This window comes from Actinoallomurus sp. NBC_01490 (genome assembly GCF_036227085.1).
Lineage (GTDB): Bacteria > Actinomycetota > Actinomycetes > Streptosporangiales > Streptosporangiaceae > Actinoallomurus > Actinoallomurus oryzae.
Genome location: NZ_CP109433.1, coordinates 3,892,482 through 3,905,420, shown reverse-complemented (window position 1 = coordinate 3,905,420; position 12,939 = coordinate 3,892,482). Strand labels below are relative to the sequence as shown.

Sequence of the window (12,939 nt, the reverse complement as noted above, 5' to 3'; positions counted from 1 at the left end):
AGCGGCAGGCCGACCCGCGCCTGTTCGAATTCCTGAGATCAGGGGGTATCGCCATGGGACTCGACCACAGCTCCGACCCGCACCGGTCCGCGCCAGGCCGGCGCCGGGCGGACCGGGCGCTCCGGCTCGGCGTCGGCGGGCCGGTCGGCAGCGGCAAGACGGCGCTGACCGCCGCGCTGTGCCGCCTGCTCCGCGACGAGTTCGACCTGGCCGTGGTCACCAACGACATCTACACGACCGAGGACGCCGACTTCCTCCGCCGGAACGCGGTGCTGGACGACGACCGGATCGAGGCGGTCCGCACCGGCTGCTGCCCGCACACGGCGATCCGCGACGACATCTCGGCCAACCTCGACGCGGTCGAACTGCTGGAAGAACGCCACGGCCCCCTCGACCTGGTCATCATCGAGAGCGGCGGCGACAACCTGACCGCGACGTTCAGCCGCGGGCTGGCCGACCGGCAGATCTTCGTGCTGGACGTGTCCGGCGGCGACAAGGTGCCGCGCAAGGGCGGACCCGGCGTGACAACGGCCGACCTGCTGGTGGTGAACAAGACCGACCTCGCCCCGCTGGTCGGCGCCGACCTCGGCGTGATGGCCCGCGACGCCGAGCGCGTACGCGGCGGCCTGCCGATCGCGTTCACGTCACTGCGCGAGTCGCCGGACGTGCCGGAGGTCGCCGACTGGGTGCGGACCGTCGTACGAGAGCGGACCCCGGCGTGACCTTCACCTCGCGCGCCGACGTTCCCGTCCCTGGGTGACCGGCCGCCGGCCCGGGTGCGCCGGGCTTGTGTCAGCCGGAGGCGTCCGCACCCGTGCGGGCTTCGACCCGCGCCCGGTACTGCTCGCGGGCCCAGAGGACCAGCGTGTCGCAGATCCATAGTCCAAAGCATATATGTCTATATTGACATCTCTCTTGTGATAGGTCTATCTTCCGCATGTCTATTTAGGAACTTCATGCGGCTCTCAACCCAGGGACGGCCCCTCATGCTGCTGCACTACGCCCGCACCTACGCTCCCTGGCTCCTGCTCGCGATCGTGAGCGGCTGGAACGACCAGGCCGGCGCGGTCACCGGTCTGGTCGCAGCGGCTCTGCTGCTCACCCAGGACATACGCCGGGGCCACCGCGCCGATTCTTTGATCTTGGAGAGCTCCACCACGGTCTTCATGGCCCTGCTCACCGCGCTCGCCTTCGCCGCCCCCGACTCGATCCTGATGCACTACGGCGCCTCGATGGCGATCGGCTGGCTGGCCCTCACCGCGTGGATCACCGTACTCGCCAAACGCCCGTTCACCGAGGGCATCGCACGCCGGGACGTCTCGGCCGACATCGCGGCGACAGACCTGTTCAAACGCATCACCCGGACCATCGCGATCGCCTGGGCGGGCAGCTTCACCGCGATGGCGGCCATCCTCGCCTTCGTCCAGCACGCGGCCCCGGACAACACACCGCTCCTCGTCATCGTGAAGATCTGCGGCTTCACGGTCCCCACCCTCTTCACCGCCCGCTACCCCGAGGTCGCACAGAAGCGTCACTTCGCCGAGCTCGGCATCGCCGCCCCGCCCGCGCCGGCAGCGGCGGCGTCCCACCAGCACGTCCACTGACATGCCTCTGACAAGGACCGCGAATTTCCCCTGGCGGGGAATGAAAACGCGTTCGGCGGCGATGACGTGCGTCGCTTCACTGTCGATACTCGCCGGCTGCAGTGGAGGCTCGCACGGGTCGGGCGCGGACCATGGCAGTGGCCGGCCCACCGATGTCTCGGACGGCGCTTCGAGTGCCGGTCGGGTGATCGCGTCGGCTCCCCTGGCGCTCGGCAGGGGAAAGGCCCGGGTCGACCTGCTGTCGGTCGATCGCGGGAACGCGAATTCGGTGGTCGTACGGTGGCGCGTGGTCAACGAGGGCAAAGAGCCGATCACGGAGGGATCGGAATCCTTCTCGCCGCAGTTCGTGACGCCGGAGAGCGATGTCCGCGGTGTCACGCTCGTCGACCTGGTGAGCAACAGGCGCTACTACCCGCGCGTCACGCCCGAACAGTCCTGCCTGTGCACCAAGACCGCCTCGTTCGACATCGCGGCCGGCCGGTCGAGCGAGATGTTCGCGGTCTTTCCCGCGCCGCCGCCGGAGGTGAAGACGATCGCGGTGGCGATGCCGCTGGCGCCGGCCTTCACCGGCGTTCGCATCGGGGACGGGCCGGTCGCCGCGCCCGGGGTCGACCCCGGCCGGCTTCGGCTCGCGTCTCCGCAGGTCGACCCGCTGATCAGCACGGTCGACGGTGAGGAGCAGTCGGTCGACGACGGCGACGAGCAGCGTGTGGAGTTGTCCTCCGACGTGCTGTTCGCGCTGAACAAGGCCGACGTCACGCCGAAGGCCAGAGCGATACTCACCGGCGTCGCCAAGCAGATCGACGCCTCGCCGAGCACCACCGTCACGGTCGACGGGCACACCGACGGCAGCGGCACCGACGCGATCAACAAGCCGCTGTCCAAGCGCCGGGCGGAGGCGGTGGAGCGGGAGCTGCGGGGCCTGGTCACCCGGCAGGGCGTCGGCTACAGGACTGCCGGGTACGGTTCGGCCAAGCCCATCGCCGACAACAGCACCGCCGAAGGCCGCAGGAAGAACCGCAGGGTGACCGTGACGTTCGCCCGGCCCAAGCCGACGGCGCCGACGACTCCTGCTCCCCCGCCGCCCGCAGCGTCCTCGGGCAAGCCCATCGCCTCTGCTCGGCCCGTGGACCCCAAACTCCGACCCGTCAAGGTCGACATCGACGGCCTGACCCGCGATCCGTCCGGCCTGACCCGGCTGACCTGGACGCTGACCTCCACCGGCACCGAACCGTTCGCATCGGTCTCGGTGTTCTCCCAAACGGGCGGCACGGCCGCAAAGATCGATTACTTCAAGGACAGGAATTACCAGGGCGGGCTCACCGCCGGTGTCACGCTTTATGAGGAAACCGGCGGGCTGCGTTACTGGACGCTACGGGACAGAAACAATTATTGCCTCTGCTTCGACGACATGGCCAGCGGAAAAGTGAACTTCGAACAAGGGGAACAGGCGACGTACTACAACCTCTTCAAGGTGCCTCCCGAGGTGCGGAGAATCAACGTCGAGATCCCGGGATACGCCCCCGTCAGGAAACTGTCCCTGGGTTGACGAAATTCTCGGCTATCGCTCCCCCGTGATGGTCGAGGTGGGAGAACGCGCCGAGGTCGGCGGTCTCGCGGAGCGGAGCCCTGCCGGGCTGCCGCGATCGATCCGGCAGCCTGGACTGCGCAGTCTCAACTGGACAGTCCAGCCTGAAGGACCTACCGTGGGCGAAATGAACGAGATCAACGCGGAGGTCGCGGAATCGGCCGTCCGTGCGGCGCACGAGGTTCGGACGGTGTTCAGCCGCCTGCGCCGCCGGCTGAAGGAGTCCTACGACAACGAGGGGCTCACGCCGTCGCAGACCTCGGCGCTCAGCCGGCTGAGCAAGGAGGGGCCGGCGTCGGCGAGCGACCTGGCCGCCGCCGAGCGGGTCCGCCCGCAGTCGATGGCCGCGACGCTCGCCGTGCTGGAGGAGCGCGGCCTGATCCAGCGAAGGCCGGACCCCGGCGACGGGCGCCGTCAGCTCGTCTCGCCGACCGACGGCGGACGCGCGTTCCTGGAGGACAAGCGGCGCGCGGGCGAGGAATGGCTGGCCCGGGCCCTGCAGGACGGCTGCGACGAGCGGGAGCGCGCGACCATCCTGGAGGCGATGGCGCTTCTCGACCGGCTCGTGCGTTGATGAGCACGAGAGTCACGCAGCACTCCCAGACCGGCTCACCAGAGGCGTTCGACCGCCGGCTGCTCACCCCGATGATCTTGGGTTCGATACTGAATCCGATCAACTCCTCGATCATCGCGGTCGCGCTGGTGCCGATCGGCGCCGCGCTCGGCGCACCGCCGTCACAGACGGCGTGGCTGGTCTCCGCTCTCTACCTGGCCACGTCGATCGGCCAGCCCGTGGTGGGCCGGCTGATCGACCTCTACGGCCCGCGCCTCCTCTTCCTCGCCGGCACCTCCCTCACCGGCATCGCCGGGCTGGTCGGCCTGCTGGCGCCCAATCTGGGCGTGCTGGTCGTCGCGCGGGTCCTGCTGGGGTTCGGCACGTGCTCCGGTTATCCGGCCGCGATGGCGCTCATCCGCCGCGAGGCCGAGCGGACCGGCCGGGACAGCCCGGCCGGAGTCCTGACCGCGCTCGCGGTGTCCAGCCAGACCATCGCCGTCATCGGCCCCACCCTGGGTGGCCTGCTGATCGGCCTGGGCGGGTGGCGCACGACCTTCGCCGTCAACATCCCGCTGTCCGTCGCCGGTGTGGCCATGGGTCTGCTGTGGCTGCCCAGGACGCCACGGCCGGAACGCGGGCCGCACGACCGGTCGGGGCTGGACCTTCCGGGCATGGCGCTGTTCGCCGCGATGCTCGTCTCGCTGCTGCTCTTCCTGATGAACCCGGGGGCCACCTACTGGTACCTGCCGGCGGTGACCGTACTCGCGGCGGCCGCCTTCGCGTTCGTCGAGCTGCGTCGGGCGGAGCCGTTCATCGACCTGCGGGTGCTCGGCGGAAACCTGCCCCTGCTGGCCACCTACGCCCGCGCGCTCCTGGCCTACGTCGTCTCCTACTCCTTCCTGTACGGCTACACGCAGTGGCTGGAGCAGGGCCGCGGCCTGTCGTCGTCCCAGGCCGGGCTCATGCAGCTGCCGCTGTTCCTGACCGGGATCCTCGTCTCGACCACCACCGGCCGCCGCCGGGAGATCCGCGGCAAGCTCCTCGTCGGCGCCGCCTGCCAGCTCGCCGCCTGCGCGCTCCTGACCGCGTTCGGGTCCCACAGCGCGATCTGGCTGCTCGTCGCGGTCGCGCTCGTCTTCGGCGTCCCGCAGGGGCTGAACAGCCTCGCCCTGCAGAACTCCGTCTACCACCAGGCGGACCCGGTGCGCATGGCCTCCTCCGCCGGACTGCTGCGCACCTTCATGTACCTCGGCGCGATCGTGTCGTCCGCCGCCACCGGCGCCTTCTTCCCCCGGCGCGCCGACACGACCGGTCTGCACCACCTGGCCTGGTTCATGCTCGCCGTCTCGGCCCTGTTCCTGGCCATCACCGTCGCCGACCGCTCGCTGCGCCGGATCGGCGGTGCGGCGCGGCCACACTGACCCGCCCCGCGCTCCTGCGCGAGGCGTCGATGATCACCATCCACCGGAAAGGCATCCATGAGCGACACAGCCCTGCTCGTGATGGACGTTCAGCAAGGCATCATGAACCGCGTCACGGACCCGGACTACGCGACCCGCGCGGCCCGCGCGGTCGCCGCCGCCCGTGACGCGGGCGTCCCCGTCCTGCACGTGGTCATCGGCTTCCGCGCCGGCCAGCGGAAGGCGCACGACCGCAACAAGGCCTTCGGCGCCCTTCCGCCGGACGTCTTCACCGACGACGACCCGAACAGCGCCATCCACGACGCCGTCGCACCCCGGCCGGACGAGCCCGTGATCACCAAGAAGCGCGTCAGCGCGTTCGCGGGCAGCGACCTGGAACTGGTCCTGCGCACCCACGGGATCGAGCACCTCGTCCTGACCGGCGTCGCCACCAGCGGCGTCGTGCTGTCCACCCTGCGCCAGGCCGCGGACCTGGACTACCGCCTCACTGTCCTATCGGACGCCTGCCACGACCCCGACCCGGAGGTCCACCGCCTGCTGACGGAGAAGGTCTTCCCTCGCCAGGCCGACGTCGTCACCACCGACGAGTGGGCCAAGACCCTCGCCTGACCGGCGTCTTCGGCGGGGGGCCGGATCCGGCCCCGGCCCGGATCCGGCCCCCCGCCCCCTCACGAAGCTCGACTCGCCTTGGAAAATGAGGTGCGGCGCGTGCGCCGCCAGGCCTACCGTCCGGCACATGAGCGAGTCCAGCGTCGCCTGGGGTGGGCGCGTCCCGGAGTTCGTACGGAACAAGGCGCTGGCGGCCGGGGCCACGCGGTGGCTTGACGACCTTCCGTCTCTGGTCGCGGGCCTCTCGCGGGAGTGGTCCATCGACGTGGGTGCGGCCTATCCGGACGCGACCGAGGCGCTCGTGGCCGAGGCCACGCTGCACGACGGCACGCCCGCCGTGCTGAAACTGTGCGTTCCACGCGTCGCAGAGGCGGCCCGGTACGAGATCACCGTGCTGCGCCTGACCGGCGGGCAAGGCTGCGTCCGCCTGCTGCGCGCGGATCCCGAGCGGGGCGCGCTGCTGCTCGAACGCCTCGGCCGCCCGCTGGTCCGGCTCTCACTCCCCCTCCGCCGGCGGCAGGAGATACTGTCGGCGGCCGCCGCCCGGGTCTGGCGCCCGGCGCCCGACTGCGGCCTGCCCACCGGCGCCACCAAGGGCCGATGGCTGATCGACTACGTCGAGCGGACGTGGGAGGCCCTCGACCGCCCGTGCGCCGAACGCACCGTCGCCCACGCCCTCGCCTGCGCACGCCGCCGCATCGAGGCCCACGACGACGAACGCGCGGTGCTCGTCCACGGCGACGTACACCAGTGGAACGCCCTCGAAGCGGACGGCGGCTTCAAACTGGTCGACCCGGACGGCCTCCTGGCCGAGCCGGAGTACGACCTGGGCATCCTGATGCGTGAGGACCCGGTCGAACTCCTCACCGGCGACCCCCGCGAACGCGCCCGATGGCTGGCCCACCGCCATGACCTGGATGCCGACGCCATCTGGGAGTGGGGCGCCATCGAACGCGTGGCGACGGGCCTGCTGGGCACCAGGATCGGCCTCCAGCCCCTGGCCCGTCAGATGCTCGCCACCGCCGACCACCTGGCGGAGTGACCTCAGGAGAACCGCACCTAGCTTTCCTCCAGAACATCCAAATCCGTTCCAGGGTTCGCACGGCCGAGAACATCGAAATCAAAGGTCGTGTGCGGGAAATCCCTGGCGTGCTCGGTCTGCCTCTCCAGATAACGCGTCCAGCTCTTCGCCTGCCCGACATACTCCTCGCCGGTGCTGAGGTCGGTGCGGAGGTAGACCACACCCGCAGGAGGGGGAACAGGCGTCGTGTTATGGACGAGAACCGGAGTGTTCCCGGCCTCCACGTAGTAGTCGTGGCTCGTCTCGACGCTGAGGTTGTTGACGCTCTGGAAGGGCCGCCTCGACGCCCTCCTCCGCGTACTTCGCGCCCTTGATCGCGTAGCGGGCGCCCGTGCGGCGTCGCCGATCACAGGGATCGCGCCGGCGAATGACAGGCCCGCGTCCAGATAGTCGCCCTCGGCCGCGTACCAGGCGCCGTTGGCGACGTCGGCGACCGCGCCGACGACGGGGATCATCCCGGCCACGTCCAGGGCCGCGTGCCCGAGGTCGGACAGCCAGCCGTGCCCGTCGATCTTGATGTTGGAGAATGGGTTGCCGCCGCCGAACGCGTACCGGTTGCCGGTGAACGGGTTCGACACGAGCGCCAGGTCGTCGAGCGCGCCGTTGTACAGGTCGCGGGTGAGGAAGCGGTTCAGGCCCGGGTCGTAGGTCCGGAAGCCCATGTCGTACGTGCCGGTCGAGCCGTCGACGCGGTCGGCGTTGTAGCGGTAGGCGTCGTACGGCTCGGTCGAGGAGCCCGAGCCGGGCTTGTCCGCTCCGGTGTCCTGGCTCGAGTCGTCGGCGCCGTAGGCGGTGTAGCCGTAGGTCGACTTGGTGTCGCCGTTCGCGTCCGTGACCGCCTGAACGTCCGAGTGGGAGTTGTAGGTGTAGTACGTCGGCTCCTGCGACCCGTCGGACTTGTGGACGATCTGGGAGAGCCGTTCACCCCACGGGGAGTAGTCGTAGGACTTGGTGACCTTGCCGTCGACCTTCTCGTCGACGACGGCGTTCGAGGTCGCCAGGTAGTCGAAGACCGTGGTCTTGGCGTTGCCGTTGTCGTCGTAGGTGTAGGACTCCGCGGTCCCGCCGCCGGTCTTGGTCACCTCGGCGACCTGGTCGCGCGGGGTGTAGCTCGTGTCCGTGGTGCGGTTCAGGTACGACGAGTGGTCGTCGGCGTTCTGCGTCTTGGAGACGTCTTTGGTCTGGTTGCCGTTCGGGTCGTAGGTGTAGGTGTGCTCGGCGACCGTGGTCGTGCCGTCGGGCTTGGTCTCCTCCTGGTGCTGGAGCGCCCCGTCCAGGAAGTAGGAGGAGGTGACCTTGTTCCCGTTCGCCTTGGTCTCGGTGTCGACCTGACCGCCGGGCGTCCAGGTGAACGTGGTGACCTTCGGGGAGGCGTCGTCGGCGCTCTGCTTGGCCGTCACCTTGGCGAGCAGGTCCCGCGTGTCGTACTCGAACGTGGAGACCCGGTCGCCCCGGGTGGTGCTGACCGTGTTGCCGTCGGCGTCGTAGGTGAAGGCGGTGGTGCCCACGACCGACCCGGACTTCTTCTCCTTCAGCGTGATCAGCCGGCCCACGCCGTCGTACGTGGCGGCGTAGTCGTCGACGCGGGCTTCCGGGCTGTCGTCCGTCAGGTCGGTGAGCGTCCCGTTGGCGTCGTAGGTGTAGGTGAAGGCGGTCTTCTCGTCGTCGGTGTCGCCGGAGTTGTCGCGTACGAGCTTGACCGCGTCGGCGACCACCGTGCCACCGCCCGCGGCGAGGCTGACCTTCTGCCCGTCGCCGCCCCGGGAGAAGGAGTAGGACCCCAGCGACACCCAGGTGCCGGTGTTCTTGGTCTGGTCGACGGTCTTCTTCGACGTGGCGCCGTCGTGGGTGATGGTGTACGAGGCGTCCGTCGCCGCCCCGGCGACCTCCGGGTAGGAGACGAACACCTCGTAGGTGCCGTCCTCGGGGATCGTCGGGTTCCAGGTGAAGGAGTCGGCGCTGCCGTCGGCCGCGTGGGTCTGGTAGTCGTAGCCCTGGTAGCCGGTGCCCTCGTCGGAGGCCGGCCAGTTGCCGACCGCGGCGACGTTCTGGGTGTCGGAGTCGTCGACCAGCGCGACCGCCTTGCCGACCGGCACACCGTCGTCGTTACGCGCCTTGATCTTGCCATCGGGGTAGTAGTCCCAGCCCATGGTCCGGGACGAGGAACCACCGGCGGAGGTGACGGACGTGGGTCACGCCGAACGGCCCCCGCACGTCGACGGACTCGAAGGCGACCGGCCACCGGGCCAGCACGGCGTCGTACGCGGCGAAGTATTCGGTGCGTCCTCGCCACTTCCTTCCGGCCGGGCCGGTGCTTCTCCGTGTCCCCTCGCCGGCCATCCGGTCACCTCCGCTCGTCCTGTCGTCCGGTGTACTCCGAGCGCAGGAAGCGGACAAGGTGGTCGTTGACCTCTTGGGGGCGTTCCTGCTGGGTCCAGTGGCCGCAGCCCGGCATGACGATCACTTTGCGCAGTCCCGGCACGTCGGTGCGCATGGCGTCGAGGGAGCTGAAGCGATAGGCGGAGTCGAGCTCTCCGGTCATGAACAGCGTGGGCTGAGCGACCTTCACCGTTCCGACCTGAGGCAGGTCCGACCAGTCGAAGTCGAAGGCGCGGTAGCGGCGGATCGCCCCGTCGAATCCGGTGCGCTGGAACTCCCGTACGTACCGGCCGAACTCGCGGTCGGTAAGCCAGTCGCACCAGCGCGACGGCGGCCCGGGGTCGGGCAGCGGGTCGAGGTAGCCGGCGCCCTCGGGCGTGTCGAGCAACCAACGTGGTACGAGGTCGGGCGGCGCCTGCCCCGACAGTGCGTACATCGTCATGCGCAGCGTCCGGGCCGCGTCCGTGTCGAGTTCGGCCTCGGCCACGCCGGGGGGCTGGAAGTACAGGACGACATTGAACTTGCCGGGGTTGTTCTGCTCGATCATGCGAGTGATGGGCATGGGCGACCGGGCCGCGTACGGTACGCCCAGCGCGACGACCGCCGGGAAACGTTCGGGGTGGAGCTGGGCGCCGGCCCAGGCGAAGGTAGCGCCCTGGTCGTGTCCGACGACCGCCGCGGCCGGGATGCCGAGGGCGTCGAGCAGCCCGGTCAGGTCTGCCAGGTTGTCGCGCAGGCTGTAACCGTGAATGTCAGGCGGGGCGTCAGTGTGACCGTAGCCCCGCAGATCGGGGGCGACGGCGCGGAATCCGGCGGCGGCCAGAGCGGGAAGTTGATGACGCCAGGAGTACCAGAACTCGGGAAAGCCGTGCAGGAGCAGCACAGCCGGTCCCGCACCCGCCTCGGCCACGTGCATGTCGATGCCGTTCGTCCGGATGATCCGGTGCCGGATCATGTGGTGTTGAGGACGATTCGCCCTCGCGCCGGCAGGTGGTCTGATCCCGGCGGCCACCAGCCCGGCGGCTCCGGACGTCTTCAGGAAACCTCGGCGATCAAGAAATCCGAACATCGCTCACTCCAGCCGATCATCGGGTCTACAGGTCTGTCCCGCCTGTCGATGATCAGCCGGTGAGGGCACCCGAATCGTCTGCCCGGTGAGGTATTCGGCACTACCGCGCTCGGCGCAGATTCGCCGGAGACCCGCCGACGTGGGTACGGGGCGACGGCCGTGGACGGCGCTTCCCCCTCCCGTGACGGCGGATGCCGCGCCCCCGAGGCGCGGCATCCGCGACCGGCCGGCTCAGCGGTGGGTGAACAGCGGCACCCATGAGCCGAGCTTGTCGGACCGGCGGTAGCCCGTGAGGGGCGTGATCTTGCCGTGGAGGGTCACCAGGAGGAGCCGGTTGTGGAACTCCCCCTTCCCGGTGCACTTCTTCACCGAGCAGCCGATCGCGAACAGCTGCCCGTCATCGGCCCAGGCTGCCGCCTGCTCGACCGGCAGGATCGCCGCGGTCTTGCCGGTCGTCAGGTTCTTGATGGTGACGGCCGGGCCCGGCTTCGGCCCGAACTTCGGCTGGAGCCTGCCGTTCGGGGAGAGCCCGGCCTCCTCCATCGCGTCGGCCTCGTGCGCCGGGGCGGGCTGGGGCCGTCCGTTCAGGTCGTAGAAGACCTTCGCGGGGTCGGTCTCGGTCGGGGCCCAGAGCAGCGCGCCGCTCCGGCTCCAGCCGAGGTCCTGGCGGGGGCCGATGGTGCCCGGGTGCGGGGGCAGCGCGTGGAACGTGCCGCGCCCCGTCGCGCTGTCGACCACGGCGAAGCCGGTCCGTGAGCCCGCGGGGCCGTCCGGTCCGCCGACCGGAGGGCTGAACACGTCGGGGTCCTTGGCGTACGTGGTCAGCACCAGCCGCCGCCCGTCCGGGGCCCACGCCACACCGCCGACCTTCTGCCCGATCGAGATCCAGCGGGTGACCTTCTGCGTGGCCAGGTCGAGGATGCCGATCCGGGGGGCCGGCAGCGGACCCTCGATCACCGCCGCCTGGTGCATGCCGGGCGCGACGTCGAGGTAGGCCCACGGCGTCTTCTCGTACGTTCCGGAGCCCGGGTCGTACAGGTACCAGGTGCGCCGGATGCCGCCCGACGGCCCCTTGTGCGCGGTGTAGTACGCGGCGACGGCCGTGTGCCCGGCCGCGACGAGGTGGCGCGGGAACGTACTGCCGAGATCGGTCCGCAGGGACGTGTCCGAGGACAGGGTCACCGGGGCGATCGTTTGCACCGGCCGCTTCGGCACCGATCCCTGCGTGGTCACCGCCACGGCCCCCGCCCCCACGAGGACCGCCGCCGCGCCGGCCGCGAGTGAGTACCCGAGGGACCGCCGCACCCGCCGCCGCGGCGCGGGTGCGGCGCCGAGGACCCGGTCGGTGAGGTCGGCCGGCACGTGGGCCCGGGCGGACAGGTGCGCGCAGGCGTTCTTGATCTGTGTCTCGGTGTTCACCGTACGACCTCCTCGATGTGGCCTGCGTCGTCGAGTTCGGGGGCGAGTTCGCGCAGCCGGGCGAGCGAGCGGTGGGTGGTGCTGCGCACCGTGCCGACACTGCAGCCGAGCAGGCGCGCGACCTCCTTTTCGGGCAGGTCCTCGAAGAACCGCAGGACGAGCACGGCACGCTGCCTGGGCGTGATACGGGTCAGGGCCTCGCTGACGACGACCCGCAGATCCAGCGCGGGCGTGCCGTCGGGACGTGACTCGTCGGGGGGTACGGCGACGTGGGTCTCGCGTCGCCTCCACCGGCTCTGCCAGAAGTCGGCCTGCTGCCGGTACATCACCTGGCGTACGTACGCCTCGGGGCTCCGCACGGCGGTCCAGCGCGTCACCGTCTTGCTGAGCGCGGTCTGGAGCAGGTCCTCGGCCGCGTGCTGGTCACCTCCGGTCAGGAGGTACGCGAGGCGCATCAGCGCGGCCGATCTCTCCTCCATGAACTCACGGAACTGCCGCTCCGTCGCGGGGTCCATCGCCACCTCCGAATCGCTGTCACCCCTGAGACCCTCGGAGGTGGCCGCCGCTATGCCTCGGTGGAGCCACTTGTTCCGATATATCCGGCCGGACAGCGAACAGCGCCCGCCCGCGGGTGCGGGTCGGGCGCTGTTCTCGCCGGTCCGGCGAGGGTCAGTCGCGGTTCGGGGGTTCGGTGTGCGTCGGGGCGGCGATGCGGTTCCAGGCGTTGATCATCGCTACCTGGCCCACCAGCTGCGCGACCTCCTCCGGCTTGAACGCCTCCGTGAGCGCGTTCCAGACCTCGTCCGACACTCCGCCGGGCAGCTCCGTCGCCGCCTCGGCGTACGCCAGGGCGGCGCGTTCGGCCTCGGAGTACAGCTTCGACTCCCGCCACGCGCTCAGCTGGAACACGCGGTCCTGGGTCTCGCCGAGTCCCAGCGTCTCGTGGATGTGCATGTCGATGCAGAACAGGCAGCCGTTCATCTGCGAGGCGCGGATCTTGACGAGCTCGCGTACCTTCGGGTCCAGCGGCCCCTTGCGGATGGTCGTCTCGGCGTGCATGAAGGCGCGGTAGAGCTCCGGTGCGACCTCGGCGACGTTGATACGTGACATCGGGTTCGTCTTCCCTTCTCGTTCGTTCATCAAGAAGACAAGGCAGCCGCCCCCGATGTGACGGCTCCCGCCGGCGAAATCCTTCTCTCCTGGACCGGCGAAG

12 protein-coding genes are annotated in these 12,939 nt (G+C 70.1%); 7 read left to right on the top strand and 5 right to left on the bottom strand.

The features are described from left to right. Positions 1–53: 53 nt before the first annotated feature. The 7 genes from ureG (at position 54) to OG417_RS18725 (ending at position 6,820) form a co-directional block, all read left to right on the top strand. The gene (gene ureG, locus OG417_RS18755; RefSeq protein WP_329257419.1) at positions 54–722 is read left to right on the top strand and encodes an urease accessory protein UreG; all 669 of its coding nucleotides are present in this window, start codon (positions 54–56) and stop codon (positions 720–722) included. 234 nt (positions 723–956) lie between these two features. Next, positions 957–1,604: a hypothetical protein gene (locus OG417_RS18750; protein WP_329257416.1), complete on the top strand. Its 648-nt coding sequence runs from the start codon at positions 957–959 to the stop codon at positions 1,602–1,604. 184 nt (positions 1,605–1,788) lie between these two features. After that, positions 1,789–3,153, top strand: coding sequence for an OmpA family protein (locus OG417_RS18745; protein WP_329257413.1), 1,365 nt, complete (start codon positions 1,789–1,791; stop codon positions 3,151–3,153). Positions 3,154–3,319: 166 nt separating this feature from the next. Continuing rightward, on the top strand, positions 3,320–3,766 hold the full coding sequence (locus OG417_RS18740) for a MarR family winged helix-turn-helix transcriptional regulator (protein ID WP_329257411.1): 447 nt from the start codon (positions 3,320–3,322) through the stop codon (positions 3,764–3,766). After that, complete coding sequence (locus tag OG417_RS18735) at positions 3,766–5,169, top strand: MFS transporter (RefSeq protein ID WP_329257407.1); 1,404 nt, start codon at positions 3,766–3,768, stop codon at positions 5,167–5,169. The genes OG417_RS18740 and OG417_RS18735 overlap by 1 nt, the downstream gene beginning before the upstream one ends. A gap of 57 nt (positions 5,170–5,226) precedes the next feature. Then, the gene (locus OG417_RS18730) at positions 5,227–5,778 is read left to right on the top strand and encodes a cysteine hydrolase family protein (protein WP_329257404.1); all 552 of its coding nucleotides are present in this window, start codon (positions 5,227–5,229) and stop codon (positions 5,776–5,778) included. A gap of 127 nt (positions 5,779–5,905) precedes the next feature. After that, positions 5,906–6,820: an aminoglycoside phosphotransferase family protein gene (locus OG417_RS18725; protein WP_329257401.1), complete on the top strand. Its 915-nt coding sequence runs from the start codon at positions 5,906–5,908 to the stop codon at positions 6,818–6,820. A 17-nt stretch (positions 6,821–6,837) separates the two neighbouring features. On the opposite strand, the gene OG417_RS18720 is transcribed toward OG417_RS18725, so the two are convergent. The 5 genes from OG417_RS18720 to OG417_RS18700 all read right to left on the bottom strand — a co-directional run bounded on the left by OG417_RS18720 (position 6,838) and on the right by OG417_RS18700 (position 12,866). Beyond that, a complete protein-coding gene (locus tag OG417_RS18720; protein WP_329257398.1) occupies positions 6,838–9,009 on the bottom strand; it encodes a golvesin C-terminal-like domain-containing protein in 2,172 nt (723 codons plus the stop codon). A 194-nt stretch (positions 9,010–9,203) separates the two neighbouring features. Beyond that, complete coding sequence (locus OG417_RS18715) at positions 9,204–10,193, bottom strand: alpha/beta fold hydrolase (RefSeq protein WP_329257395.1); 990 nt, start codon at positions 10,191–10,193, stop codon at positions 9,204–9,206. A gap of 345 nt (positions 10,194–10,538) precedes the next feature. Then, on the bottom strand, positions 10,539–11,726 hold the full coding sequence (locus tag OG417_RS18710; RefSeq protein ID WP_329257393.1) for a hypothetical protein: 1,188 nt from the start codon (positions 11,724–11,726) through the stop codon (positions 10,539–10,541). Continuing rightward, a complete protein-coding gene (locus OG417_RS18705; RefSeq protein ID WP_329257390.1) occupies positions 11,723–12,241 on the bottom strand; it encodes a SigE family RNA polymerase sigma factor in 519 nt (172 codons plus the stop codon). The genes OG417_RS18710 and OG417_RS18705 overlap by 4 nt, the downstream gene beginning before the upstream one ends. A 154-nt stretch (positions 12,242–12,395) precedes the next feature. After that, entirely contained in the window at positions 12,396–12,866 is a 471-nt protein-coding gene (locus OG417_RS18700) for a carboxymuconolactone decarboxylase family protein (protein WP_329257387.1), read from the bottom strand. Positions 12,867–12,939: the final 73 nt, after the last annotated feature.